This is a genomic window from Rhizobium sp. BK008, assembly GCF_014197345.1.
GTDB lineage: Bacteria > Pseudomonadota > Alphaproteobacteria > Rhizobiales > Rhizobiaceae > Rhizobium > Rhizobium anhuiense.
On sequence record NZ_JACIFK010000011.1, the window covers coordinates 140,945 to 166,536 of the forward strand.

The window sequence follows — 25,592 nt, forward strand, 5'->3', positions numbered from 1 at the left end:
GACTTCCCGCAAGGGACTTGGACCAGCGCTTTGCAGAACAAGGCGCTAGGCCGTGCGTACGATTGGGTCACTGCTATGGCCGCTCGATCCAAATCCTGCATCGCGGGTCGTTCAGTTTTCCACTGAGCGGCCCGCTCCCCTGCCGGCGGGAGATTGCACCGCTCCGTCACCGCCTTCGGGAACAAAAGATGCCGCCGATCGTAATAGCATTGGGCCGTGCGGAGGTGTGTATTAGAACAGCCATGCACTTCGATACTCTGTGCGGCCCACCGCTGTCACATCCATTGTCAGTTGATGCAACTCGGCCCACTGCTGCCGAACATTGCCGACTATTTCCAATCCCACTCTCTCCGCAGCTGTGGGAATCTGCATTGAAATTCAGTGGAGATTCTCATGATCAGCGATGCATCACGGAATTCCGCCTCGCGTGAGACGAAGGGCTTCATCATGCTTCGCGGCGCGATGGTGATGACCAGTTTTCGCGAAAGCCTCTTCGACGCCGCAAACCGCGCTGGAATGACGCCGAACGAATATTGCCTTCAGGCTGCGGCCGAAAAGCTCACAGCATCCGGCCGGCGCTTCTCGGGGATATTCTGCCCCGGTGACCTCGACATCGCGCGGGGTGCCTGACATGCCGACACTCAATATCCAGGGCAAGCGCGTGAAGGTGGATGATTCCTTCCTTCAACTTTCGCCGGAAGAGCAGAACCGCACGGTTGACGAGATTGCCGCACAGATTGGCGTAACGCCACAACCAACCAAAGGAACTGGCGCCACAGCGGGCTTCGAAAACCCCATACGGGTTGAATTGCCGGATGGATCGATTGCGGAATTCCCAGAAGGTACTCCGAACGATGTCATGGAAGGCGCGATCCGCCGTCATCTGAGTATCGGGAAACAGGGTGCGGTTCCAGAAGGAAAGGCATCTCAGGACCTTCGATCCGAGTTTTCTGCATTGACGCAAAACCCCGCAAAGGCGATCGATGCCCAGCGAGAAACCGAAGCCAAGGCCAGGTTCGCCAATCTTCCGGCGTGGGCCAAGCCGATCATTGCAGCCCAGGATGTCGGCAATATTATGGGAGATGCGGTCACCTTCGGCTTCGGCGATAAGGCTGCGGCCTACGCTCGGTCAATGCTGACCGGAAAGAGCTATGAGGACGAACTCGCTGCCAATCGCGCTGGCACACAAGCCTCGCGCGACCGCGCTGGCAATGCAGGGACGGCGGCAGAGCTGGGTGGTGCGCTGCTGACCCCCATGGCCCTGGCTGGCCGGGGAGTAACGCTCGCCGGCCGCTTCGGTACGGGCGCCATGACGGGAGCCAAAGGCATCGCGGCTCGCGCAGGCCTGGGCGCGGCTGAGGGTGCAGGCTACGGCGCTCTTTCCGCTGCGGGCAATGACGGTGATATCGGCACTGGTGCTCTGGTCGGAGGCGCATTCGGGGGAGCCATCCCGGTTGTCGCTGGAGCCGGTAGAGCGGCCATCAAGCCCCTCGCCGACGCCATTGGCGCGAGGATCAATCCGGAAGCTTACGCCTCCCGGAAAATCGGTGAGCGCCTGTCAGCGACCATGACGCCCGAACAGGCTGCCACGAAACTCCGCAACAATCCCGGCACTAATCTTGCCGACGTCGGTGGCGAGTCCGTCCAGGGCCTATTGCGCACCGCCACGAACATTCCCGGCCCCGCGCGCAATGCCGTGGGCGCTCGTCTTACCATGCGCCAGTTCGGCCAGGGCGAGCGTCTCAAGAGCGCCATTGCCCAGACGTTCGCAGATCCGGACGGCTACATTGCCGCCAAGGACAGCATTGCAGAAGCCGCGAAGCAGATCGCCGCGCCCCTCTATCGCAAAGCCTACGCCAATCCTGTCCACTTCTCGGAAACGCTGGAAGGCATCTTGAACACCCCAGCAGGCAAGCAGGCACTTCGGCATGCCGAGCAGCTTGCCGCAAACGAACAGGTGCCGTTCCAGCAGCTCTTCGTCAATGTCGCAGACAACGGAAGCGCAGCGGTCAAGCGTGTGCCTGACACACGTGGCTGGGACTACATAAAGCGCGCCATGGATGACATGATCGACGGTCAGACGGATTCGATCACCAAAAAGGTGACGAACGAAGGCCGCATCCTCGCGGTCCTGAAGAACAAGATGCTCGGCGAGGTCGATCGGCTCAACCCCGATTACAAAGCTGCCCGTCAGGCCTTCGCTGGCCAGGCCCAGCTCGACGACGCGCTGGAAGCTGGTAGGGATGTGTTCAAAGCCTCTCCGGAAGCGTTCAAGCGCACCGTAGCGGGCATGACGGACGCCCAGAAGGCATCAGCACGAGTCGGAGCTGCCGAGACGCTGCGCGCGCAGATAGACGCGACTGGCGCTACCAACAACGCTGTCTTGCGGATCTTCTCGAAACCGCAACAGGTCCGGAACCTACAAGCCCTATTCGAGACGCCAGAGAAGTTTGCCGAGTTTCGGAAGACTATCTTCGCCGAGGCCCGGAAGCGCGCGACCTATCAGGCCGTCAAAGGCAACTCCACAACCGTCAGGCAGGCCGCGGATATGGCTGAAGCTGGAGCCCTCCAGGATGGACTCGAATTCGCCAAAGGCGTCGCTACGGGTCGGCCGATAAACGCAACGCTGCAGTGGGTAGGCTCACGCCTGAAGATGCTCGGCGGTTTCACACCGGAAGTGGCGAACAGTGTCGCAAAGCAGCTCATGGCGAGTGAGCCAGGGGCAGCGCGGAGCGTGCTTTCAAACATCCAACGCATCGAGCAGATGCAGGCGAACGCGGAGCAGAAGAGACAAGCGGTTCAAGCCTTTCTCTCCCGCGCCTTGGCCATCGGCGGCAGTATGGCAACTGCGGAGAATGCACGATGACTTATTCGTTCTCGCCCTTCGACGACGGCCATATCAGCCAAGCGAGCAGGACGACAAATCCGCAGAACATCGCGAAGTCCACGGTTGCCTCTGGAACGATGCGTCCCCTCGCCCACAGACCGCCGATAGCGACGGCTAGGGCTGACATGGCAAATTCGGCGGTGATGCGGCGTGACCTCATGAACTCACCATACACGCCGTGCGCGATATTGGAAGCCGGCCCCTCTATCTCGGGAGTAGCCTGAAATGGCAAAGACCAATTTTCTCTCTTGGTCGCAAACGGCCGCGAACAACACCGACATTGATGGGATCGGCATCCTCGGGTCGAATGCAGTCAAAAACTTCGACGATGCTTTGCGAACCCTCATGGCGCAGCTTCGCCGAGATATCGACGGCAAGGTCGTCTATACGGCAAAGAGCGGCAACTATACATTGGTTGCCGACGACAACAACGGCGTTTTCAGGTTCACCGCGGCCGCAACGGCAAGCCTTACGGCAGCCGCCACGCTCGCCACCGACTGGCACGCAACCATCATTGCCGATGGCGGGGATGTGACGATTGATCCGAACGCCTCGGAGACCATCAACGGCGCAACGACCCTTATCGTCAAGAATGGGTCGACGGCCGAAGTCATTTGCAACGGGTCCAATTTCTTCACGAGCTTGCGGACGCAGCCGCTATCATGGGAACCTGTTGGTTCCCAAGTAACGCTTGCCGGCCAGACTTCCGTATCCTGGACCAATCTGGATGTATATCGTCATCTCAGGCTGACCCTAGGGTATATCCCATCCCCCGGATCTGGAAACGTCCTTTTGAGGGTGAGCACCGATAATGGCTCGTCCTACATTTCGACATCTACCTATTCGTCCGCGTCTCTTGTCCAAACTGGGGCAACCGTTACAGGAGCGGCCGGCGCTGCTTCGACTGCTATGATCGTTTCAAGTACCGGGTCCGATGCAAACACCGGGTTCCTTTCGACCATAGACATTTCAAATTTCAACAAAAACGCGGGCGCTTCCTACAAGGCTATCTCGGAATACTCAAACACAAACCCTCGAATAGATTTTATCTATGGAGGGCATAGCGGGACGACTGCCAGAAATGCTTTGCAGCTTCTTGTTTCGTCCGGGAATTTTACGAGCGGCTTGGTTCTCTTGGAAGGATTGCGCGGATGAAAAAGACCGTCGATGGCGTTGAATACGAAATGACCGAAGAGGAAATCGCTGCGTTTGAAGCCAGCGTGGCTGGTTTGAACGAGCCTCAGCCGGTCACAAGCGTTTCCGCTCGTCAGTTCAAGCTTCAGCTTTTGGCGGCCGGCCTTCTTGATGCCGTCGATGCCTGGATTGCCACACAGTCGAAGGCTGTGCAGATCGCCTATGAATATTCCGGCTCCTTCGTTCGGACGGAACCGATGATGGCGGCCGGATTCGCTGCCATGGGGTTCACGGAAGAGCAGATCGACTCCTTCTTCGAAGCGGCGGATCATCTGTGATCAAGCCTGTCGCTCTCTATCTCGTCTATCTCCCCGCCAATCTTTTCTTCGTGGCCCTGGCCTACCTGCTGTCGCCGCTGCTGGCCGCGATATCGCTGGTGACGGGTCCGACGCTCCCGGGGGTGCTTCAGTGGTTTTCCACACTCGACGCCGATCTCGACGGAGGCATTGCGCAGGGCATCATAGGCTACAAGGCTGACCTGAGCGGTTGGCGGCTCTGGTGGCAAAGGGTGTGCTGGACCTGCCGAAACCCTTCCCACGGCTGGCAATCCGAACTCCTCGGCATGCCGGCGGATGGCAGCGTCATCGTCCGCCAGGTCATCAGCGATACCCCTAAAAATGAGTGGTACGTCATGGATACGGCGAGGGGAGTTCGCTTCTTCTGCTTCAAGCGCGACCAGCCTCTATTCGGCGGCTACTACCTTAAGATCTGGCTTGGCTGGGTTAACAAGTCCTACGACGGCCGGAACCACCACTACGCGTTCCAGATCGGACCTAAGCGGAGACAGTAATGGCACGAAATATCCTCGACCGTATTGTGAAGCTGGAAGGTCGCAATCCCGCCAGACCTTATGAGCACCTGACCGACCAGGAATTGGACGCACGGCTTGCGGCGATTGCCGTGAGGATCGAGGCCGAAGCGGGTGTGAAAATGGCTGATTATGTGGAAGCACTGGCCCGTGCTGTGAGCGCAGATGAACCTTTGCCGGAAGGGATGACGAAGATGGATATTCAGAGTCTGATCGCATCATTTCGCAATGTAGCCAGCACGAGGAGCCACCATGCCCAGTAACCTTGTCCCCCGCCTGAACAAACTGGAGCTGATCGCTGGCCCCAAGAAGGAATACCCGAAGGTCGTTCGTCTCGTCGTCAACGAGGGCGAGGAGCAGGACGCCTATAGGCAGGCTGCGGAGATGGGCTTGGATACGAGCCCTGAGAGCAAGGATATCCTCATCATCCGCCTCATCGGCGCATCACCCCATCGGGAAGCGAGTACAGACCCGGCAATTGCCGCAATTGCGAGGGAGCATGTCTCCGCCCTTCTAGCGGCCGTCAACGGGAAGACTCGCAGCAAGTGATCGAGCAACTGCGAACGAGACACCTTTAGAAAACAATCAGGAAATACCAGGAAATGTCGAAAGTAGGCGGAGCTCGACCAGGCGCAGGCCGGAAGCCAGGAACGCTCAACCAGCGTTCGGTCGAAATGGCTGCTAACGTCCTCGGATCCGGAAAATCCCCCCTCGAATACTTGCTGGAGGTGATGATGGACGAGAGCACCGACCAAAAGCGCCGGGACTGGGCTGCCGAGAAGGCGGCCGCATTCATCCATCCTCGGCCGGCGCCTACACCTCGAACGGTCCAGTTCCAGCTTCCGACGATCGACACGGCCAAGGATATGCCAGGCGCGATTGCCGGCGTCTTGAAGGCGGTAGCCGAAGGAGAGATATCACCGTCTGAGGCACAGAGTGTCGTCGCGATTATTGAGGCGCAACGCAAGGCGGTTGAAACTACGGATCTGCTGGAGCGTATCGAAGCGCTCGAAGGGCGCATCACGCGATAGTGACCGTGATCATGGGACAAGTTAGATCAACAAGCCATTGATAATTTGAGGGGATTGCGAAACGGAATAGCCTAAAATAGGCCCGAATAGGGGAATTGCGAAACCGACCACCCAACTGGTTCGCCGAACAAAGTAACTTCGGCTCGGCGAAGACAAGCAGGGCGAGGATAGGTTGGTGGGATATTGCCGGCACCTGGCGATCGAGCAGCTAACGGCCTTTGCCCAGCGCCTTGGCCGAACAATTCTGTCTAACTTGCAACATTGGGAACAACCACAATCTAAGCTGCTCGATTAAGCCATTTATTCACCGCGGCATTCAAATTTATCCCCAAGCCCGCAAAGTTCGGTTTGAGATCAACGATATCGTTGAGATGTGCGATGATATTCAGCATCGCGGATTGGTCACTTGTTATTGTGCCCAGGAACTCTTGGTTTCTCCCCTTCGCAAAGGCTATCAAGGCGCTGAAGAAAGCGTCGACGCTTCCAAACTTCTTCTGCGCAACTTCGAGTGGAACAACTATCTTTAGGCTTTGCTCAGTGATTTCGTCGGGGTGTGAATCGGTAATCAGAACGCCGGGCAGATACCGATAAAACTGCGCAATGGAGGCGTCGCCCAAATACCTCTTCATAAGATCCTCGGTCCATAGGTGCTCGTCAAAACCAGTGGCAATAACCGCTTCAGTTCCAATGCCTTTGGCAATAGCTAGAAAATTTCTCTGCAGGGCGTCGTGTAGGTCCGACCGCACTCCATCAGTTAATACGAAGATATAAATCTTCACGTCATCATCTCGCGGAAGTTCCGCCAATGAAGATAAATAGTAACCCATGTACGCCTCCCGACGAGGGTTGCATTGTTGCACCTCCACAAATACTGCGCGCACCTACCGGATTTGTCGAGTCTTAACAATAGAGAGAAAGCGATATGGAATATTCCTTGCTACGGAAGGCGAAGGTTGTCAGATCGAATACACGATTGCACGCCGTCCATGTCCGACGACCGTGCAACACAGTTCTTGAAGTAATCATACGCAGACGCCATAGCCTTAGCCTTTTTTACGTAATCGTCATGATCTGAAACACACATGAAGCCATTGTAGTCGCAAGTGCTGGAGCGGAAGCATGAGGCGCTTTCGTCGACGCACTTGCCAAGGCTGGAGCAGACCTTAGCGCCATATTCCAAACATGCCGGCTCCCTTCCGATCGGACAAGAAAAGCTTTGCTGGGCCATTCCATTCGATGAGGACCATGCCAGGACCACGAATACAGCCGATAAAAGTCGTCTCACAGGACGTCCTCCATATTCCGCCTACCACTCTTAGAGCGTTCGTCACTGTGTTTCTGATGCCGCTCATTCCGGCTGAGCGCTCACTCTTCGATAATATTCATTGTCCGTGTTTTCATTCATCAAGGCGACAGAGCCAGTGAAAACGTCAGCGAGAGGATGCACCTGACAATAGACGTCCATCCAATAAAACACTTGCTCGCGCTTCAGTTCGGCGCCCTTTGCAAACCAGAATTCAGTCCGGGAGCCAACAGACATCCCGTTTAATAGGCCTAGCAAGTACGCCTCGTAGACGTTCGAGCTTCTCATCTTTCTCGCTTCCGCCCACTGAGCGCAATTCAAGGTCCCCTCTATACTGATGCCGGTTCGAGACGCGGCGGGGGATGATAGGCAGGCTAGCGCGAAAACCGCGGTGTAGACCGGCTTCATTTGTCGTCCTCAACTCACTCTGGATCATCCGGCATTGGTGTAAGTGCCATCGCGCACGATAAGCTCTCATTTCGGGCCGCGGTTGATGCCGATCACTGAACATCGCAGCCACTGCTGTTGCACCGCCGGGTGTAGGTGCGGCTCAGATCCTGTGATTGGTATGTACAGGCCATGATATACCCGTTGGACTTTTCGGTATTGATCAGCGACCAGCCGTTTGCATCGCGCGCATCGCAGAGCACTAGGTAGTGGGGTGGCTTGTCATCGCAGCTCGCGAGAGACAGTCCGAGGATCAGAAAAAGCCGCCCGATTCGCATTCACCAGCCTCCTGGACGCGACATCGCGCTGCGATTGCCACACTGGCTGCCATCGGCGGCCCGGTCATAGTAGGAATAGCAGTTCCCTGGGTAGCGACGAGAAGGCGCATAGCCGCCGCCACAGTTGTTGTTGGCGCAGACCGCAACTGCTGTACCGACGAGAGCAATAGCCGCGAGCGCTACAGCCGCCTGATTTTGTTGGTGGACCATCTGGTAGCACTCCTGCGGAGCGATTCCTCGTCGGGCTACCTCCCCCAACAGGCCCTGGTAGAAGGCCGGATCTTGTGTCTCCACCAGAGCACGGCACAACGCCGCTTTGCTGACGGCCTCCGGCTTCTTGTAAAAGTCTGCTTGCGTTGTCGTGCAGCTAGCAAGCACGAGCGAAATCGCCACGGCGCCCAAGCGCCGAGCCATAATGTACATTTTCACGGATAACCCCTCAGTTGCCCGAGGGAAGCATCGCAGAATTCTTCACCACGTCAAATTGCATGTTAATGTATCGTTAACGCAGCTTTAGGGTGCACGCCTCAAATACGCCGCGTTGGCCATCAGATAAGCCGTTTTCCACTGTTTGCGCCATTGCTGATCACCCTCTTGTGGATCTTAGGCATCACGAAACCCTTCGAAGAGGCGGGCTTCGGAATCCCGATCGCTGTTCGCTACCAGAGTGGCTTCATAAACGCGACCTGCTCGAACCACTCCAGGAGATGAAAAATTGACAGCAAATGCACACGCGAAAGAAGATGCAGCTTCGACCCACGTGCTGGCGCAGCTCGCGTCCTTACTGCGCAGCGGTGACGTTCAGGCAGCGCTCGCCTTGACCGAAGCAACATCCGCCCGTGCAACGCCCGATGAGGCCGCACCCGAAGACGCAGAGGCCGATGTAGTCGGGAGGATTGCCAGCCCACCCTTGGACACACTTTCGTTTGTCGAGAGGCGCCAGAGTGAAGGGGGCTACAACTATTGGGCCAATGTTCCGGCGGCTTCATCCTACGCCGACGAATGCGAGATTGGCGGGCGTTTAGCGGAAGAATTCCTCACCTTCATCGGGAAATACCACAACAACGGCAATGGGGCGCTCCTCGGTCCAATCGTGATCGACATGGAGAAGAATGGCGCCAGCCGTGGCCACAAGATCAGCTTCCTGAATACGATCAACAAGTACGCGATGGGCGCTGCCTACCTTCTTCACTCGAACAGTGATGAGCCTGAGCAACCTTGGAAAAAATGCCGCCGGCTGGGCCTCGAATTGGCTGAAGCGCTAAAATCCACCGGAGAGGAGCAATTCGCCTACATCGCGCCCGAAGCCTCTGGGACGCCAACGGTGTTGTTCGGCCACCTCGACTACCATCCTTCAACAAAGACCCTGAACGCGACTCCTGACATCCGAGGCACTGAAGAGGGGCAGGATTTCAGCGAGCTTTTTTACGAGCTGATTAATCTCGTCGAACTCGCGGAGGCTACCTTAGATATCCTGCGCGAAATGGACTATACGCGTGGCGATGGAAGCCGTAACGCCGAACTTGACCGGGTGGTGGGTCTTCAGCGCGTATTGTGCACCAACCTCGCCAAGCTACGCGAGACCGCGGGGATTTTCGACGGACCTACACGGTGGGTGGTGGCCTGATATGAACTGGCCAGCTGGTACAAGCCTACCAGCTGCGCCAAGTCAGCAGGATGCACCCTGAAGGGCGCCAAGATTGTTCGCAGCCGCCTTGCCGGTTACTTCAGCCCTTCGAGTACGGCTCTAATGGCATTTCGGTCATGTCGCGAGCCCGCACCAAGGTTTTGGAGTAGTTGATCACGAAGGGCCAAGGAAACTCTGCCGATAACCCCGCTTTTCTTAAGAGCCTGCTGGATTACGTAGTCATCGAGATCGAGTATGGTGCACTCAATAAAGCTGTCCCACCGAAGGAACGTATGGTCAGGCTCCTTGGCGATCGGAACACATGGATGCCAATTGTCGTGTGAGTTAATCCTGAAATAAAAGCCAAGATACGGCTCAACACAAACTACCATCTTAGGGCCAGGTGGCTCTATCTCGCTGTCCGCGATCCAGGTTACCTCCAGTGGTCTCATCAAAGGCGCATATACCGGGCGTTTGCTTCCAGATAAGCGACAATCTCACCTTTGTGTGGTCCGTCGTCGAGCATGTCTTCGTAACGCATCCGGCCGAGATTGGCGTGCTGCCAGTCAGGACCATGCGTTGCTGCTGTGCGCTCTGTAAAGCTCATCTCCAAAGATTGCGAGAGGCCTCGCTCTAGATGCTCTACGTCGCTTTCCGAAAAGCTATCCATATCAGGCTCGGAGTTAGTCATTGAGCGCAGGTGGTAGCCAGCCAGTTCCCACGGAAACTCTTCCCTGCCTAATTCAGCTTTCCAAAGAGCTTCACCCTTCATCATCTCATAAATTTCGAGGGGAACCGGCCCGAATTTCATCGCCTTATAGTTCGCGCCAAAAATCGGTCTGCGCTGCTCATTCAAATGAGATTTGTCGGCGAAGTAGAAAGCTTTTAGAGCAGCGTGCAAATCAATACCGGGATGCCGCGATACCATCCAATGAATGGCCGCATACGCTTTTCCTGCAGCAAATTTAAACTGGATCGTCATGGCGCGAATATAGGTGATTTCCACTAAGATTCAATTACTTAGTTTTCTGTCTTAAAAACATGGACTTAATGAGCTAGACCGCAAGTTCCCCGATCGTCTTCGCGTGCTTTCGCCCACTAGGTAGCTCTCCGACACGATGGGTGCGCGTCCATCACGCTCCTTTGGTCTTAGCCAGCCGCACGCCAGCGCCGCCACCGTTCTCGGGAATGAATACCACGCCTGCCGCCTCAAGGGCTCTGGCGATTGCTTCTAGGTTATTTTGGACAGGAACCGATCGGCCCGCTTCAAAATTGCGGACGGTCGAATTTCCTACTTTGGCGGCCACCGCCAGTTCGTCTTGGGACATACTCACGAGGCCTCTGGCAGCGCGGCATTGGGACGGGGTTATCAAGAGCGGCTCCATAACAATTTTCAGCCACCATAACGAAAATCGTTTGACTTCGCAATGTGTAACGATTATCGTTGTTGTTAACGTTAAGCGCCATAGGGAAATGTCTACGATGTCGAACACCGTTGTTCCGGCCAGCGCCGAAGGCATGCCCAAATTCGACCGCGCCGCGATCATGAGCACGGCCTGGCGCCTCTACCGAAGGGATTGGGCAAACGCCCGTCCGGCTACTGTTGAGGCCCGCCATAAATCATTTTCCCGCTGCCTCAAGTCCGCATGGATGACCGCAAAGTTTGAAGCTGCCGAGGCGCGCAAAACAATTGAGCAGCGGGCGGCCGACCGGGTCGAGGATCTGGCGCGAGAACTGATGCGGATAGATGCCCGGCCGTGGAAAATGACAACCTTCACTGATCGTCGCGCCATCCAGGCCGAGATCCAAGCGCTTCGCATGACGACACTGCAGTAATCAGACCCAACATTGAGGAGATCAGAGTGAAACCGATGAACCAATCGGCCGGCGAAGCTATGGCCATTGAATTGCCGTCCATGTCTCGCCGCAAGCTCTTGCTTGGTTTGGGCGCCGCCTCGGCGGCCGCTGCGGTTACCATCGCGCCGGATGCACTCGGCGCCGCTGTAGGCCAAGCGCCCGGCATTTCCGGCGATCAGGCAGAGAACCCCGAACTGATCGCTGCATACCAAAAGTTCAATGACGCCTGCGCCCAGTTGGAAGAAGTGCAGGACGCGTTGCAGTGGTTGGCCGATGAATGGCGGCATCAGTGGCCTTTGGCACCCGAGGAGCTGCTTCTTGGGGCGAACGCGCAGGACGGTCGATATACCATGCCAGCCGAGCGTGACATCATCGGCCGCTATCTAGTCAGGGATACAAGTGGCCTAACAAAAAGGCTGGCGGCAAAATTCCGCCGGGAGAACCGGAAGACGTGCTTCGTCATTCGAACGGCCGACGAAGAGAGGGAACTCCTAAAAAGGTGGACCCGCTCCACGCCAACGGGCCGAACTGAAAAGGCTCTCGCGCGAAATCGCGCCTATAGAATCAAGTCCATCAGGGAGTGCGAGTTTCGCATCCAGTTGGCCGACCGGTACGAAGCTGAGACTACCCGTCTTCGGGGAGTGTCCGGGGCTGATGCTGCTCGTCTGCGGGTAAGGGAGGCTGACATTCTGCTTCGGAAGGCTGCCGATGAGGTCTCTAAATGCCAGGCCTGCACTGTAGCTGGCCTGGCAATGAAGGCGGATGCTCTCACCGTCACGGCAGGCGCGCTTACAAAAATCGCGAAGTTTGACGAAAGCCCGCTTGGACAGATCGCCCGGTTCATCGAGTCCGTGGCAGAAGTCGCCGGGAGGGCCTTAGCATGAGCAAGGTGGTTCAGGAGCTGCGCCGCGAAACCATTGAAGCTTACGTGGAGCAGCTGATTGCGCTTCTGGATCTCCTCGACGGGGATCCAGACCTGGAAGACAATGGAGACTTTGAACCTTCGATCGCCAGCACAGCCCAATGCTTCGGCAACGAGCGCTTTGACGATCTGGAAATGGATACGGCGGATGATGAAGACTGCGGCGACGACGAACCGACGATGGGATGGTCAAACCCCGATGGCTTGCGCGTCCACATACCAGAGGAAGCTGCGCAAATCACCCACTTCGATTATGACGATGGGCCACTCAGATTCGATGGATCCGGTAACACCATCGCAAGGATGGCGCTCCGACAGATTGCCTAGACCCTATGATCAATTGGGGGAGGTTCGCCGCCCGCGAACGATCCGGTGCCGAGGGGCAAGGGCGGACTTAAAAGGTTGAAAAGGGTGCTCCGGATCAGGGGCAGACACCCTTTTCACGCTGAGTTCTACAGTCTCAGCGATACGGAATTTAGGAGAGAGGTTGCCGTCGACAATCGGACTGAAGTCCGACCTCTGTGGGGTGGTCAGCGCTGAGGTAGCGAGGCAAGGAGCACGAAACAGATCTTTTTATGGACAGCGGCCAGGGCGGCCGGTACGCAAAGGGAATCCAGTCGCACTAGATAGCAAAGAGATACTCCCTCAGCTCGGCGACTGTTTTAGGAAGGCCTTGCCTCTCCAGTGTTTCCAAATATTCCGCCGCAGACTTTGGTGGATTTTTTAGCCGGGCTCGACAACGTTGCGCAGCGATTATCACGCCCGCGTTGTTCAGACCAAATTGGTAGAATATAAAATCATCGGGGTGCAAAACCTCGATGTCGTATTGAGAAACAATTTTCTTAGGAAAATCGGTGAGATTGAACGTAACGATGGCATCACTCGACGAGACTATTGCCGCCGCGAGAACATGTCGGTCGTCGGCATCCGGGAGCGCGAGCGCTGGCACAAGATCCTGATAGCCTTCTACTATGCTGTCTGGCACGGCGGCGTTCATGAGGTCTTTAGTACGACCGAGTTGCGCTTCCGTTAGATCCTGTCGGTTTTTAAGGACGTTGCGGATCCATTCATCGTGGATCTGCTCTGACCACTTGGCACGAAAAAGCCCTGCCGCTGCGAGTTCCATAAGGAAATCTCGCAGCGGTGCGGGGTACAGGACGCAGGCGTCCAGGACCACTGTGTAGCTAGACTTCTTAATAGCCCATCCCCAGATCCTGGGCTTGGCTGGCCAGTTCGTCCATGAGCCGCTTTCTTTCGTCCTCAGCCTTTCGGCGGAATCCATCGAGGTCGCTGAATTTAATGCGGCGATGGCTACCGACCATATGGAAGGGAATTTTCCCCTCTTCCAACAGCTTAATCAAGTAAGGTCGCGACACATTGAGATGATCCGCCGCCTCCTGAGTTGTCAGTTCCGCATGTACGGGAATCAAAGTTACAGCATTACCCTGAGCCATTTCGGTCAGGAGATGATACAGCAATTCGCTGACAGCCTTAGGAAGCTTTAGAAGCTCCCCGCCGTCCACTTGAACTCGGAGTTCCGCACCCTCGTGCTTCGCACGAGATATGTAGCGACTGGCCTCAGCGGCCAATTCAGTATCGTCCGCCGATGGCAGGATTGGGCGTTCTAGCAGTTGCGACATTGGTGACATCCTTCTTTATAATTTTTATGAGGATATAGCAGTGCGAATCACTATCCGCAATATCCGCAACAACTGCAATATCCGCAATATGTAAACTTTTTATGATGCATTAGGTTCCAGCGGACGAACCGGTATCGCGCTGACCTCTGGCGCGATATGAATGTTCAAAAGCTTTTTAGTGTCTGGACCGAAAAGCAGTAATCATATCGCGCGAAACGTCACCAGCGAAACAGAGTGGTGCGTATCCACCTCCTCGATTATATGCGCTTCGCTTGCCGCAACTCCTGCCTGCTCGATCGGTATTATAAGGGCATGGGCAAGATCCAGGATACAGGGAGAGGGATTGAGCAATAATGCGTTGAACTATCGTCGCGTCCGAGATCTGCGGATTTGAAATGGTTGGCATTTTAGGCTGACTATCCTCTGGGGCGGATTGTTGCGCTGGTTCCTGTTCGCTCAGGAAGTTCGTGAATACCCAACCCTCGCGTTGTGTAAGCTTATCCTTGATCTGAGACCATTCACCGTCTGAGCCGAGCAAAGTGACTTCACGCCGCGCATCGTACCGATCCAGAATGCCAAACTGTTTCCCTGGGCCATCTCGTAAAGCAACTCTCCGTCCTTTGATGAACCGCGAAACCTCAGTGTCTTGGCCAGCGGATGTTGGCTTAGCGCGCGCCGCCTTTTCAACTTTTGCCGGCTCCTTTATTTTTGCGAGCGTGGCGTCGGACACTTTGCCTGTTCGGTCTTTTTGAGGAAGTAGAGAGCTTGCTGATGTAGCAGACGGCAGGTCAGCTTTCTCTTCCAAGCTCGTCGACCTTAGATCTCTGGGCTGAGCAACGCCGCCGGCTAATGGAGGCGATTGGTCAATTGGTGGTGCCGAAGTCGGCTGCGTCGCTTTCTCGCTGAAAAGCGATCCCAACACACCAGCAACGAGCACTAGCCAGACTACGGCCCCGCCAAATTTAGGAGTCTTGGAAGAACCGCGGCGTCGCGGCATGGTCTTGTTCCCCACCCAACGGGCATCACCCTACCTTTGGGTTGAACGGTGACTCGAAATTCGCGCGCACGCAATATGGGTTTTTCAAACAGCAAGTCCGCCCACGTACGGCATTTTTCACAGACGACCACAACACTAAATGGGGAAGGATGTGGGGGTGGGACGGAACCCGTGCATAATTGCGATGATAAAACAAAGAGTTAGGGATAATATATGGCGGACAGGGTGGGATTCGAACCCACGGTACGCTTTCACGTACACACGCGTTCCAGGCGTGCGCCTTAAACCACTCGGCCACCTGTCCTTTTTTGGCGTTCGCGCCCGGATAGGAGCAAATCGTCGGAACGGCGCGATATATACCGATGAATTTTCGCCGATCAACCGAAATCTAACAGTTTTTTGACTTCTTTCGATAAAACTCGCCGCGGCCCGTCCATTGTGCTTCACCTCATCGATGACTATGTAATTCTCCGAGGTGGAGAATGGCGCGGCCGGCCGGAATTGTCCGGCATATCGAGCGTCGGAGGAATTGATGCGTTTCCTGTTGCGTCTGGCGAGTCTTGTCGCGCTTGCGGCGGCCGTTATTGCCGGGACCATCGATTCGATCCAATCGGTTGCGGCCTCCTCCGTGGTGATGACGCCGATCTCCGATGCCTGGGAGGATGTGAGCCCGACCACACTGACCTCGCTGCAAGCGGCCCTTTCCTATTACGTCCACCCGCGTTTCTATACCTTCATCTTCCAGTGGCTGATGCTCCAGCCGGCCTTTGCCGTTTTCCTGGTAATCGCACTGCTTCTGTGGATGATCGGCTACAAGAAGCCGCCCATCGCCGGTCGCTTCACCGCATAGAAAAGGCGGTTTCGCCCGCACCATCCGGCGAGAAATCCGCATGGGCATCGGCCCTCTACAGCCTCGATATTTGTCACCGGATTGGCTAGAAAATCTGCATCCTGACGGAAAGAATGTCCAAAAATCAGCCCCGAAGAGCGGATTTTCGGCAATTGTTGCAAATCTTTACCAGCTGAAAAATTTCTGGTGAATTTTTCCGTGAGCCATGCAAGGATGCGCGCAGCCAGGCCTCCGGGGGGAGGTCGGTGGTTCCGCAGACATGCCCGGAAAGGGCTTGCGGGAGGACCCCTAACGAATAGCAACAACAGGGCTGCACAATGAAAAAATCCCTTCTCACTCTCTTTGCCGTGGCTGCCATGTCGACGACGGCGCTTGCCGCCGATGTCAAGCCGGCGCTGGTTTACGGCACCGGCGGGAAGTTCGATAAGTCCTTCAACGAGGCGGCCTACAACGGTGCCGAGAAGTTCAAGGCCGAGACCGGCATTGCCTATCGCGATTTCGAGCCGACGGGCGACACCCAGGGCGAGCAGGCCATCCGCAACTTCGCAAGCCGCGGCTTCAATCCGGTGGTTGCCGTTTCCTTCGCCTGGACGTCGGCCATCGAGAAGGTTGCAGCCGAATTCCCGGACACCAAGTTCATCATCGTTGACTCCGTCGTCGACAAGCCGAACGTCCGCTCGGTTGTCTACAAGGAAGAAGAAGGCTCCTACCTCGTCGGCGTTCTCGCCGGCATGGCGTCGAAGTCAGGCAAGGTCGGCTTCGTCGGCGGCATGGATATTCCGCTGATCCGCAAGTTCGAATGCGGCTACGAGCAGGGCGCACGCTCCGTCAAGGCCGATATCGAAGTCTTCCAGAACATGACCGGCACGACGGGCGCTGCCTGGAACGACCCGGTCCGCGGCGGCGAACTCACCAAGAACCAGATCGACCAGGGCGCTGACGTCGTCTATGCGGCAGCCGGTGCCACCGGTCTCGGCGTTCTGCAGACTGCGGCCGACAACAAGAAGCTGTCGATCGGCGTCGACTCCAACCAGAACTACCTGCATCCGGGCTCGGTCCTGACCTCGATGGTCAAGCGTGTCGACCTCGCCGTCTACAATGCCTACAACGACACCAAGAACGACAAGTTCACCGGCGGCGTTCAGGCGCTCGGCGTCAAGGAAGACGGTGTCGGCGCTGCGATCGACGAGCATAACAAGTCGCTGATCACGCCGGAAATGCAGGCTGCCGTCGACAAGGCCAAGGCCGACATCATCGCGGGAACCGTCAAGGTTCACGATTACACCTCGGACAACGCTTGCCCGAAGTGATCCGCGCCCGAATGTGATCGACGATTGAGATCGGGCGTATGGCGGAGGGGATTTTCGCCATACGCCCTTTTCTTATTTGGAGCCTGCAGTGACAGATAAGCCCGCTATCGAGCTTGTCGGCATCGACAAGAAGTTCGGTGCCGTCCACGCCAACAAGGACATCAACCTCACCGTTGCCAAGGGGACGATCCACGGCATTATCGGCGAAAACGGCGCCGGCAAATCGACCCTGATGTCGATCATCTACGGTTTCTACCATGCCGACAGCGGCGAGATCCGCGTCAACGGCAATCCCGTCACCATCCGCGACAGCCAGGCGGCGATCGCCACCGGCATCGGCATGGTGCACCAGCATTTCATGCTGGTCGATAATTTTACGGTGCTCGAAAACATCATGCTCGGCGCCGAAGGCGGCATGCTGCTGGCCAGAGGCGTCGCGTCGGCCCGGGCCGAGCTCAAGCGGCTGGAAACGGAATATGGCCTGGAGGTCGATCCCGATGCGCTGATCGAAGAGCTTCCGGTCGGCCTGCAGCAGCGTGTCGAAATCCTGAAAGCCATGTATCGCGGCGCCGAGATCCTGATCCTCGACGAGCCCACCGGCGTGCTGACGCCGGCGGAAGCCGATCATCTTTTCCGCATCCTCAAAGTGCTGCGCGACCAGGGCAAGACGATCATCCTCATCACCCACAAGCTGCGCGAGATCATGGCGATCACCGACACGGTCTCGGTCATGCGCCGCGGCGAAATGGTCGCCACCCGCAAGACGGCGGAGACGACGGTGGAGGAACTCGCCGAGCTGATGGTCGGCCGCCGCGTGCTGCTGCGCGTGCAGAAGGGCGAGGCGAACCCGGGAGCCGCCGTCCTGTCCGTCCGCAACCTGACGGTCAAGGACAATCGCGGCGTCACCATGGTCGACAACGTCTCCTTCGATGTGCGCGCCGGCGAAATCGTCGGCATCGCCGGTGTCGCCGGCAATGGCCAGTCCGAACTGCTGGAGGCGATTGCCGGCATCCGCAAGCCGACCTCCGGCGAAATTCTTCACGACGGCAAGACGATCGACAAGGCCGATCCCGCCCGCCTGCGCGATCTCGGCCTCGCTCATATCCCCGAGGACCGCCACCATATGGGCCTGGTGCTGAAATTCGAGGAGTACGAAAATTCCGTACTCGGCTACCATCGCCGCCCGGGCTACAGCAAAGGTCCGCTGCTCGATCTCGAAGCGATCCGCAAGGATGCGATGGAGAAGATCGAGAAATACGACATCCGCCCGCCGAACCCGCGTCTGAAGACGGCGAATTTCTCCGGCGGCAACCAGCAGAAGATCGTTGTTGCCCGTGAGATCGAACGCGATCCGAAGATGCTGATCATCGGCCAGCCGACCCGCGGCGTCGATATCGGCGCCATCGAATTCATCCACCGCCGGATCATCGAAATGCGCGACGCGGGCAAGGCGATCCTGCTCGTCTCCGTCGAACTTGATGAAATCCGCGCCCTTTCGGACCGTATCCTTGTCATGTTTGCCGGCCATGTCGTCGGCGAGAAGACGCCCGATGCCGGTGAACAGACCCTCGGCCTGATGATGGCCGGCATTGCCGCGTGAGGCCTTTATGAGCACAGCTTCCGTTCCGCTACCAAACTGGATCAACTACGGCCTCATCCCGCTTTTGAACCTTATCGTCGCCTTCCTGATCTCCGGCTTCGTCGTCTGGCTGATCGGCGAGAGCCCGCTCGATGCGCTGTCGCTGCTGATCCAGGGCGCGCTCGGCAATGGCGAAGGCATCGGCTTCACGCTGTATTATGCGACCAGCTTCATCTTCACCGGCCTCTCCGTCGCGGTGGCGATCCACGCCGGCCTTTTCAACATCGGTTCCGAAGGCCAGGCCTATATCGGTGGCCTCGGCTGCGCGCTGGTGGCGCTTTCGCTCGATCGTTACGTGCCGTGGTATGTGACGATGCCGATCGCGGTCGTCGGCGCCGGCCTGTTCGGCGCAGCCTGGGCCTTCATTCCGGCCTTCCTGCAGGCAAAACGCGGCAGCCACATCGTCATCACGACGATCATGTTCAACTATATCGGCGCCGCACTGATGGTGTACCTCCTGGTGCATGTGCTGATCGTGCCGGGCAAAATGGCGCCGGAAACCCGGACCTTCCTCGACGGCGGCCAGTTGCCGAAGCTCGGCTGGGTCATGCAGCTGTTCGGCGCCAAGCTGGGGGCTGCCCCGTTCAATGTCTCCTTCATCATTGCGCTCGTCGTCAGCTATCTCGTCTGGCTGCTCGTCTGGCGCACCAAGCTCGGTTTCGAGATGCGCACGCTGGGCGTCAGCCCGACGGCTGCGGCCTATGCGGGTATCCCCTATGCCCGCACGGTCATCATCGCCATGCTGCTGTCCGGCGCGCTCGCCGGCATGATGGCGTTGAACCCCGTCATGGGCTCGTCGGCCCGCCTGCAGGTGGAATTCGTCGGCGGTGCCGGCTTCGTCGGCATTGCGGTCTCGCTGATGGGCCGCAACCATCCGCTCGGCATCATCATGGCAGCGATTCTCTTCGGCATCCTCTACCAGGGCGGTGACTGGATCTCCTTCGAAATGCCGAATATCACCCGCGAGATGATCCTCGTCATCCAGGGTCTGGTGATCCTTTTCGCCGGCGCGCTGGAATATATGTTCCGGCCGGCGATGGTGCGTCTCTACCAACAGTTCAAGCGCGGTTAAGGAGCGGGCGATGGATTATTACGACATCTTCATCAGCGTCCTGAGCTCGACCATCCGCCTGTCGATCCCACTGATCTTCACCGCTCTTGCCGGTCTGTTTTCGGAGCGCGCCGGTATCTTCGATATCGGCCTCGAGGGCAAGATGTTGGGCTCGGCCTTTGCCGCCGCCTGCGTTGCCTATCTCACCGATTCGGCCTGGCTTGGGCTTGGCGCCGGCGTTATCTGCTCGGTGGCGCTGAGCCTGGTGCATGGCTTTGCCTCGATCACCAACCGCGGCAACCAGATCGTCTCCGGTGTCGCGATCAACTTCTTCATCGCCGGCATCACCATCGTGCTCGGCCAGGCCTGGTTCGGCCAGGGCGGCCGCACGCCGCAGCTGTCGCCGGATTCACGCTTCGCGCCGATCATCCTGCCGGGCGCCGATGCCGCGCGCGACATACCGATCATCGGTCCGATCTATGCCAATGTCATTTCGGGCAACAATATCCTCACCTACCTCGCCTTTCTTGCCGTGCCCTTCTCCTGGTGGGTGCTTTACCGCACGCGTTTCGGCCTCAGGCTCCGCGCCGTCGGCGAAAACCCGGGTGCGGTCGATACGGCTGGTATCTCGGTCGCCTGGCTGCGGTACCGCGCCGTCATGTGTGCCGGCATTCTCTGCGGCTTTGCCGGCACCTATCTGGCAATCGCCCAGTCCGCCGCCTTCATCAAGGACATGTCGGCCGGCAAGGGCTACATTGCGCTCGCTGCTCTGGTCTTCGCCAAGTGGAAGCCGGTGCCGGTCATGTTTGCCTGCCTGCTTTTCGGCTTCCTCGATGCGCTGGCAAATTTCATGCAGGGAAAGCAGGTGCCGCTGATCGGGGAGGTGCCGGTTCAGGTCTTCCAGGCGCTGCCCTATGTCCTGACCTGCGTCCTGCTTGCCGGCTTTATCGGCGTCGCGACCCCGCCGAAGGCAGGTGGCGTGCCCTATACGAAGGAGCGTTGATATGTCTCACGATCTGTTCGAAGCCGCCCGCGGCGCCATGGCCTTTGCCCATGCGCCCTATTCGAAATTCCCGGTCGGTGCGGCGATCCGCGCCGAGGACGGCAAGGTCTATACCGGCGCCAACATCGAAAACCTCTCCTTTCCGCAAGGATGGTGCGCCGAGCCGACGGCGATCGGCGCCATGATCATGGGCGGCGCGAAGAAGATCGTCGAAATGGCGGTCATAGCCGAAAAACTGCCGCTCTGCCCGCCCTGTGGCGGCTGCCGCCAGAAGATCTCGGAATTTGCCTCGAAGGAGACGAGGATCTACCTCTGCGATGAGGCGGGCGTGAAGAAGACGATGACGATGGAAGAGCTTCTTCCCTTCAGCTTCGAGACCGAACTCGGATGAAGGCGACGGTCAGCCTGCTCGCCGCATTGCTTGGTGGGATCAAGCCGCGCCACGGCATCGTGCTCGGCTCCGGTCTCGGCTCTCTCGTCGGTGAGCTCGACGGCGCCGTGCGTGTTCCCTATCGTGACCTGCCGGGCTTTCCCGTCAGCGCCGTCTCCGGCCACGCAGGCGAAGTCGTCGCCGGCCGCCTCGGCGGTGTGCCTGTCGTCATGCTCTCCGGCCGCGTACATTATTACGAGAAGGGCGATGCCAACGCCATGCGCGTGCCGATCGAGGTGCTGAAGGCGCTCGGCGTCGAAGTGCTGATCCTGACCAATTCGGCCGGATCGTTGCGTGACGACCTGCCGCCCGGTTCGGTGATGCAGATCACCGACCATATCAACTATTCCGGCATGAACCCGCTGATCGGTGAGGAAAGCGATCAGCGTTTCGTCGGCATGACCAATGCCTATGATGCCGGCCTTGCCGCGGCGATGCAAAGGGCGGCGGCAAAGCTTAAAATCGACCTGGCGCAGGGTGTCTACATGTGGTTCTCCGGTCCCAGCTTCGAAACGCCGGCCGAAATCCGCATGGCGCGCATCCTCGGTGCCGATGCCGTCGGCATGTCGACGGTGCCCGAGGTGATCATCGCAAGAATGCTGGGCCTGAGGGTTGCCGCCGCCTCCGTCATCACCAACTATGGGGCAGGCATGACCGGCAATGAGCTCAGCCATGAGGAAACCAAGGACATGGCGCCCGTTGGCGGCGCCCGTCTCGCCGCCATACTGAAAGACATGATTGCGGCTGGAACAGGATGATTTTAGGCCGGGTCGGCCTAAAATCTGAATCCTGTTCTACATTATAGAGTTAGAGCATGATGTCATGAGAAAACCGCTCACACTTTTCGGCATCATGCTCGAGAGGAAGCGAAGATGAATAGCCATTCCAACCGGGAAACGGCGGCGGTCGCCCTTTCTCTCCTCGATCTCACCAATTTGAAGGATGATTGCACCGAGGCGCAGATCGACGCGCTCTGCGCCCGCGCGCAGACGCCCTACGGCAACAGCGCTGCAATCTGTATCTGGCCGCGGTTTGTCGCCCAGGCCCGCAATATCCTCGGCACCGGGCATGCCGTGCGTATCGCGACCGCCGTCAACCTCCCCTTCGGCGATATGGAAGTGGCCGATGTCGCCGCCGAAGCACGCGAGGCGATTGCCGATGGCGCCGATGAGATCGATCTGGTCATTCCCTACCGCAAGCTGCTCGCCGGCAACGAGAAGGCGGTGACCGACATGGTCAAGGCCGTGCGCGCCGAATGCGCCAACCCCGTTCTGCTGAAGGTCATCATCGAGACCGGCGAGCTGAAGGATGCGGCATTGATCCGCCGCGCCTCCGAACTCGCCATCGAAGCCGGCGCCGATTTCATCAAGACATCCACCGGCAAGGTTGCCGTCAACGCGACGCTCGAAGCCGCCGACATCATGATCCGCACTATTCGCGAAAGCGGCCGCAAGGTCGGCTTCAAGCCGGCCGGCGGCATCGGCTCGGTGGCCGATGCCGCACTCTATCTGAGCCTTGCCGAAACCATCATGACACCGGATTGGGCGATGCAGTCGACATTCCGCTTCGGCGCTTCCGATCTGCTCGACGATATCCTGGCGGTTCTGAGCGGAATCCCGTCGGCCTCTGTTGCGGCGTCGAGCTATTGAAATGATTCCGCAGGAAATCATCCGGCGTAAGCGCAATGGCGACGAACTCGACGCCGCCGATATCAGCGCCTTCATCGCGGCGCTCGCCGCCGGCCGACTGTCGGAAGGCCAGGTCGGCGCATTCGCCATGGCCGTCTGGTTCAAGGGCATGTCGCGGGCCGAAACCGTGGCTTTGACGCTGGCGATGGCCGACTCCGGCGACAGGCTGCAATGGGCCGATATCGATCGCCCGATCGCCGACAAACATTCGACCGGCGGCGTCGGCGACAATGTTTCGCTGATGCTGGCGCCGATCGCCGCCGCCTGCGGCCTGGCTGTTCCGATGATCTCCGGGCGTGGCCTCGGCCATACCGGCGGCACGCTGGATAAGCTCGAATCCATTCCCGGCTATATGATCACCCCCGATGCGGACCTGTTCCACAAGGTCGTGAAGGAGGCGGGATGCGCCATCATAGGCCAGACCGGCGCCTTGGCGCCGGCCGACGGCAGGCTCTATGCCGTGCGCGACGTGACTGCCACCGTCGATTCCATTCCCCTCATCACCGCCTCGATCCTCTCGAAGAAACTTGCGGCCGGGCTCGAGACGCTGGTGCTCGACGTCAAGGTGGGCAACGGCGCCTTCATGGTCGAGCGCGACCAGGCGGAGATCCTGGCGCATTCGCTGGTGGAGGTGGCCAATGGCGCAGGCGTGAAAACCTCGGCCCTGATCACCGATATGAACCAGCCGCTTGCCGATAGTGCCGGCAATACGGTCGAAATGCGCAACTGCCTGGATTTCCTGGCGGGCCGAAAAAGCGACACACGACTTGCGACCGTCGTTCTTGCCTTCGCCGGCGAAATGCTGGTGAAATCCGGCATTGCCGCTTCGTCTGATGAAGCCGAGAGGATGGCGCGTCAGTCCCTGTCATCGGGCAAGGCGGCCGAGGTCTTCGCGCGCATGGTGTCCATGCTTGGCGGCCCGGCCGATCTCATCGAAAACCCCGACCGGTACTTGGCCAAAGCGCCTGTGGAAAAACCTGTCCCGGCCGCCCGGTCCGGCTGGCTTGCTGCCTGCGATGCGCGTGGTATCGGTGTCAGTGTCATCGATCTCGGCGGTGGTAGACGCCATCCGGCTGACCGGATCGATCATCGCGTCGGCTTCTCCGACCTCCTGCCGCTCGGAACCCGCGTGACCGCCGGCGAACCGATCGCTCTCGTTCATGCCGCCGACGAAGCCGCGGCGGAGAGGGCAGCTGCAGCACTTGCCGCGCACTACCGCATCACCGAGGACAGACCGGAGTTGACGCCGGTGATTGCCGGCCTGATCTGATGCGATTTACTGCTTGAGGCTGAGCGAACCGTCGGCGACGGAATAGGAGGCGAGCTTCTGCAGGAAGCTCATGCCGACCAGCGTCGTCGTCAGCGCATCGTCCTTGAGGACGAAGGCTTCGACATCGCGCACACGAATACCGCCGATTTCGATCCGGTCGAGCGTCACATGCGCGGCTTTCGTCTGGCCGTTCGCAGTGTTCACCCCATAGCGGAAATCGAGCTGGCTGGCGGTGAAGCCCAATCGGCGGGCGAGCGTCTCGTTGAGCGCCACATAGGTCGCACCGGTATCGATCAGGCCCTGCACCGGTTTGCCGTTCATCTTGAAGCTGCCGGTATAGTGGCCCTGCGCATCGGCCTGCAGGCGGATCGCATTGCTGCCGGAGACCGGCGCGGATGTTGCGGGCTTGTCGCTCTCGGTCGATAGGTAATTGGCAGACAATGCATCAGCAGGCTGCTGGCTGGAGCCTTCGAGGAAGGAAGGCACTTGTGTGGCGAGCACCGCGGCGATGCTGGCGAAAAGGACGGTACGCACGAGCATGAAACAGAAATCCTTCCTGTATAAACCCGGCTTCATGCAGGGCCTCATGCTCCAAGCTTGCTAAGCCTCAAGTGCTGACAAGTTGCTAATATCGATAATGAAAAGGCCCGGAATGAACCAGCCGGGCCGTAAAGTCTTTCGATTTGGTAAAGAAAGGCTGAAACTATTTGGTGCCGTACATGCGGTCGCCGGCATCGCCGAGGCCGGGCACGATGTAGCCCTTCTCGTTGAGATGACTGTCGATCGATGCGGTGAAGACCGGAACATCGGGATGGGCGGCGCGGAAGTTGCGGATGCCTTCCGGGGCGGCAAGCAGGCAGAGGAAGCGGATATTGTGGGCGCCGCGCTCCTTGAGCTTGTCGATTGCCGCGATCGAGGAATTGCCGGTTGCAAGCATCGGGTCGACGACGATGATCAGGCGCTCGGCCACGTCCTCCGGCGCCTTGAAGTAATATTCGACCGGCTGCAGCGTCTCGTGGTCGCGGTAAACGCCGATATGCGAAACGCGGGCGGAAGGCACGAGATCGAGCATGCCTTCGAGCAGTCCGTTGCCGGCGCGCAGGATCGAGGCGAAGACCAGCTTCTTGCCCTCGAGGATCGGCGACTCCATCGTCTGCAGCGGCGTTTCGATCGTTTCCATCGTCAGTTCGAGATCGCGGGTCACCTCGTAACAGAGCAGCGTCGAGATTTCGCGCAACAACCGCCGGAAACTCCCCGTCGATGTCTCCTTGCGTCGCATGATGGTGAGCTTGTGCTGCACCAGCGGGTGATCGATGACCGTGACGCCGTCCATGGGGAAGCCTTTCATTCTTTCTATCGA

Annotated in this window: 30 protein-coding genes and 1 tRNA gene; 21 read left to right on the forward strand and 10 right to left on the reverse strand. The window is 58.4% G+C overall.

What is annotated here, in order from left to right; translation table 11 throughout:
• The first annotated feature begins 393 nt into the window (after positions 1–393).
• From FHT69_RS31145 to FHT69_RS31180, 8 genes are all read left to right on the forward strand, one after another.
• The gene (locus tag FHT69_RS31145) at positions 394–630 is read left to right on the forward strand and encodes a hypothetical protein (RefSeq protein WP_183906408.1); all 237 of its coding nucleotides are present in this window, start codon (positions 394–396) and stop codon (positions 628–630) included.
• 1 nt (position 631) lies between these two features.
• Positions 632–2,866: a hypothetical protein gene (locus FHT69_RS31150; protein WP_183906410.1), complete on the forward strand. Its 2,235-nt coding sequence runs from the start codon at positions 632–634 to the stop codon at positions 2,864–2,866.
• A gap of 246 nt (positions 2,867–3,112) precedes the next feature.
• Positions 3,113–4,042, forward strand: a complete 930-nt coding sequence (locus tag FHT69_RS31155; protein WP_183906411.1) for a hypothetical protein — start codon at positions 3,113–3,115, stop codon at positions 4,040–4,042.
• Entirely contained in the window at positions 4,039–4,359 is a 321-nt protein-coding gene (locus FHT69_RS31160; protein ID WP_183906412.1) for a hypothetical protein, read from the forward strand. The genes FHT69_RS31155 and FHT69_RS31160 overlap by 4 nt, the downstream gene beginning before the upstream one ends.
• Entirely contained in the window at positions 4,356–4,871 is a 516-nt protein-coding gene (locus FHT69_RS31165) for a hypothetical protein (protein ID WP_183906414.1), read from the forward strand. Before FHT69_RS31160 ends, FHT69_RS31165 begins: the two co-directional genes overlap by 4 nt.
• Positions 4,871–5,152: a hypothetical protein gene (locus tag FHT69_RS31170; RefSeq protein ID WP_183906415.1), complete on the forward strand. Its 282-nt coding sequence runs from the start codon at positions 4,871–4,873 to the stop codon at positions 5,150–5,152. Before FHT69_RS31165 ends, FHT69_RS31170 begins: the two co-directional genes overlap by 1 nt.
• Entirely contained in the window at positions 5,142–5,438 is a 297-nt protein-coding gene (locus FHT69_RS31175) for a hypothetical protein (RefSeq protein WP_183906416.1), read from the forward strand. The genes FHT69_RS31170 and FHT69_RS31175 overlap by 11 nt, the downstream gene beginning before the upstream one ends.
• Positions 5,439–5,491: 53 nt before the next feature.
• The gene (locus FHT69_RS31180) at positions 5,492–5,920 is read left to right on the forward strand and encodes a hypothetical protein (RefSeq protein ID WP_183906417.1); all 429 of its coding nucleotides are present in this window, start codon (positions 5,492–5,494) and stop codon (positions 5,918–5,920) included.
• A 278-nt stretch (positions 5,921–6,198) separates the two neighbouring features.
• Here the strand turns inward: FHT69_RS31180 and FHT69_RS31185 are convergent, their stop codons facing one another.
• Together FHT69_RS31185 and FHT69_RS31190 are read right to left on the reverse strand one after the other, a co-directional pair.
• A complete protein-coding gene (locus FHT69_RS31185) occupies positions 6,199–6,747 on the reverse strand; it encodes a hypothetical protein (protein WP_183906418.1) in 549 nt (182 codons plus the stop codon).
• A gap of 1,201 nt (positions 6,748–7,948) precedes the next feature.
• Positions 7,949–8,371 carry a hypothetical protein gene (locus FHT69_RS31190; RefSeq protein WP_183906442.1) on the reverse strand — a complete coding sequence of 141 codons (423 nt, stop codon included), beginning with the start codon at positions 8,369–8,371 and terminating at the stop codon, positions 7,949–7,951.
• 292 nt (positions 8,372–8,663) lie between these two features.
• On the opposite strand from FHT69_RS31190, the gene FHT69_RS31195 reads away from it, so the two are divergent.
• The gene (locus FHT69_RS31195; protein WP_183906419.1) at positions 8,664–9,575 is read left to right on the forward strand and encodes a hypothetical protein; all 912 of its coding nucleotides are present in this window, start codon (positions 8,664–8,666) and stop codon (positions 9,573–9,575) included.
• Between the two features lie 451 nt (positions 9,576–10,026).
• Here the strand turns inward: FHT69_RS31195 and FHT69_RS31200 are convergent, their stop codons facing one another.
• Together FHT69_RS31200 and FHT69_RS31205 are read right to left on the reverse strand one after the other, a co-directional pair.
• Complete coding sequence (locus FHT69_RS31200; protein WP_163926170.1) at positions 10,027–10,581, reverse strand: Panacea domain-containing protein; 555 nt, start codon at positions 10,579–10,581, stop codon at positions 10,027–10,029.
• Between the two features lie 127 nt (positions 10,582–10,708).
• Positions 10,709–11,068 carry a helix-turn-helix transcriptional regulator gene (locus FHT69_RS31205; RefSeq protein ID WP_312865648.1) on the reverse strand — a complete coding sequence of 120 codons (360 nt, stop codon included), beginning with the start codon at positions 11,066–11,068 and terminating at the stop codon, positions 10,709–10,711.
• Between FHT69_RS31205 and FHT69_RS31210 the strand changes: the two genes are divergently transcribed.
• From FHT69_RS31210 to FHT69_RS31220, 3 genes are read left to right on the forward strand one after another with little or no spacing between them, the layout of a single operon-like run.
• On the forward strand, positions 11,058–11,411 hold the full coding sequence (locus FHT69_RS31210; RefSeq protein ID WP_183906420.1) for a hypothetical protein: 354 nt from the start codon (positions 11,058–11,060) through the stop codon (positions 11,409–11,411). The two genes, FHT69_RS31205 and FHT69_RS31210, sit on opposite strands and share 11 nt — an antisense overlap.
• 35 nt (positions 11,412–11,446) lie before the next feature.
• A complete protein-coding gene (locus FHT69_RS31215) occupies positions 11,447–12,316 on the forward strand; it encodes a hypothetical protein (protein WP_183906446.1) in 870 nt (289 codons plus the stop codon).
• Positions 12,313–12,681, forward strand: coding sequence for a hypothetical protein (locus FHT69_RS31220; protein WP_183906448.1), 369 nt, complete (start codon positions 12,313–12,315; stop codon positions 12,679–12,681). Before FHT69_RS31215 ends, FHT69_RS31220 begins: the two co-directional genes overlap by 4 nt.
• A 295-nt stretch (positions 12,682–12,976) precedes the next feature.
• On the opposite strand, the gene FHT69_RS31225 is transcribed toward FHT69_RS31220, so the two are convergent.
• From FHT69_RS31225 to FHT69_RS31240, 4 genes are all read right to left on the reverse strand, one after another.
• Positions 12,977–13,636: a PIN domain-containing protein gene (locus FHT69_RS31225; RefSeq protein ID WP_183906421.1), complete on the reverse strand. Its 660-nt coding sequence runs from the start codon at positions 13,634–13,636 to the stop codon at positions 12,977–12,979.
• Positions 13,548–13,994, reverse strand: a complete 447-nt coding sequence (locus FHT69_RS31230; protein ID WP_183906422.1) for a helix-turn-helix domain-containing protein — start codon at positions 13,992–13,994, stop codon at positions 13,548–13,550. The genes FHT69_RS31225 and FHT69_RS31230 overlap by 89 nt, the downstream gene beginning before the upstream one ends.
• 175 nt (positions 13,995–14,169) lie before the next feature.
• The gene (locus FHT69_RS34840; protein ID WP_409527537.1) at positions 14,170–14,991 is read right to left on the reverse strand and encodes an SH3 domain-containing protein; all 822 of its coding nucleotides are present in this window, start codon (positions 14,989–14,991) and stop codon (positions 14,170–14,172) included.
• Positions 14,992–15,205: 214 nt separating this feature from the next.
• A tRNA-Ser gene (locus FHT69_RS31240) sits at positions 15,206–15,295 on the reverse strand.
• A gap of 228 nt (positions 15,296–15,523) precedes the next feature.
• On the opposite strand from FHT69_RS31240, the gene FHT69_RS31245 reads away from it, so the two are divergent.
• The 9 genes from FHT69_RS31245 (at position 15,524) to deoA (ending at position 24,232) form a co-directional block, all read left to right on the forward strand.
• Entirely contained in the window at positions 15,524–15,841 is a 318-nt protein-coding gene (locus FHT69_RS31245; RefSeq protein ID WP_028759164.1) for a hypothetical protein, read from the forward strand.
• A 317-nt stretch (positions 15,842–16,158) separates the two neighbouring features.
• Entirely contained in the window at positions 16,159–17,151 is a 993-nt protein-coding gene (locus FHT69_RS31250) for a BMP family protein (protein WP_003544460.1), read from the forward strand.
• An 88-nt stretch (positions 17,152–17,239) separates the two neighbouring features.
• The gene (locus FHT69_RS31255) at positions 17,240–18,751 is read left to right on the forward strand and encodes an ABC transporter ATP-binding protein (protein WP_183906425.1); all 1,512 of its coding nucleotides are present in this window, start codon (positions 17,240–17,242) and stop codon (positions 18,749–18,751) included.
• Positions 18,752–18,758: 7 nt separating this feature from the next.
• Complete coding sequence (locus FHT69_RS31260; protein WP_047617449.1) at positions 18,759–19,862, forward strand: ABC transporter permease; 1,104 nt, start codon at positions 18,759–18,761, stop codon at positions 19,860–19,862.
• A gap of 10 nt (positions 19,863–19,872) precedes the next feature.
• Entirely contained in the window at positions 19,873–20,844 is a 972-nt protein-coding gene (locus FHT69_RS31265) for an ABC transporter permease (protein ID WP_048338271.1), read from the forward strand.
• Position 20,845: 1 nt separating this feature from the next.
• Positions 20,846–21,235, forward strand: coding sequence for a cytidine deaminase (locus tag FHT69_RS31270; protein ID WP_028757711.1), 390 nt, complete (start codon positions 20,846–20,848; stop codon positions 21,233–21,235).
• The gene (locus tag FHT69_RS31275; protein ID WP_097544461.1) at positions 21,232–22,032 is read left to right on the forward strand and encodes a purine-nucleoside phosphorylase; all 801 of its coding nucleotides are present in this window, start codon (positions 21,232–21,234) and stop codon (positions 22,030–22,032) included. Before FHT69_RS31270 ends, FHT69_RS31275 begins: the two co-directional genes overlap by 4 nt.
• A 114-nt stretch (positions 22,033–22,146) precedes the next feature.
• The gene (gene deoC / locus FHT69_RS31280; RefSeq protein WP_127431392.1) at positions 22,147–22,923 is read left to right on the forward strand and encodes a deoxyribose-phosphate aldolase; all 777 of its coding nucleotides are present in this window, start codon (positions 22,147–22,149) and stop codon (positions 22,921–22,923) included.
• 1 nt (position 22,924) lies between these two features.
• Entirely contained in the window at positions 22,925–24,232 is a 1,308-nt protein-coding gene (gene deoA, locus FHT69_RS31285) for a thymidine phosphorylase (protein ID WP_183906426.1), read from the forward strand.
• 6 nt (positions 24,233–24,238) lie between these two features.
• Here the strand turns inward: deoA and FHT69_RS31290 are convergent, their stop codons facing one another.
• Positions 24,239–24,808 (reverse strand): TIGR02281 family clan AA aspartic protease, encoded by a 570-nt coding sequence (locus FHT69_RS31290; RefSeq protein WP_028756112.1) that lies wholly within the window; start codon positions 24,806–24,808, stop codon positions 24,239–24,241.
• A 127-nt stretch (positions 24,809–24,935) separates the two neighbouring features.
• The gene (upp, locus tag FHT69_RS31295) at positions 24,936–25,565 is read right to left on the reverse strand and encodes a uracil phosphoribosyltransferase (RefSeq protein WP_012759721.1); all 630 of its coding nucleotides are present in this window, start codon (positions 25,563–25,565) and stop codon (positions 24,936–24,938) included.
• Positions 25,566–25,592: the final 27 nt, after the last annotated feature.